The organism is Anoxybacillus sp. LAT27, from assembly GCF_022030075.1.
GTDB classification, from domain to species: domain Bacteria; phylum Bacillota; class Bacilli; order Bacillales; family Anoxybacillaceae; genus Anoxybacillus; species Anoxybacillus kestanbolensis.
The window spans coordinates 1-256 of the sequence record NZ_JAIWYK010000221.1 but is presented as its reverse complement, the minus strand read 5'-3'; the positions used below and the strand labels follow the sequence as shown (position 1 = coordinate 256).

Genomic DNA, 256 nt, shown 5'->3' with positions numbered 1-256 from the left:
GATTTTGGCCGCATGCTCGTACTCGATGGCGTCGTGCAAACGACCTCGATTGACGGCCATATTTATAACGAAATGATTTCGCACGTGCCGCTGCAGTTTCATCCGGAAGCGAAGCGGGTGCTCATCATCGGCGGCGGCGACTGCGGCGCAGCTCGTGAGACGGCGAAATACGCTCATCTTGAAGCCATCGATATGGTGGAAATCGACGAAAAAGTCGTCCGGGCGTGCAAAGAGCATTTGCCAGCCGTCTCCGGCA

At 56.2% G+C, this 256-nt stretch carries 1 protein-coding gene; it reads left to right on the top strand.

The features are described 5' to 3' along the window. Nucleotides 1-256, top strand: a 256-nt coding sequence (locus LD028_RS09210; RefSeq protein ID WP_483298296.1) for a spermine/spermidine synthase domain-containing protein, incomplete at both ends; no start/stop codon positions are given.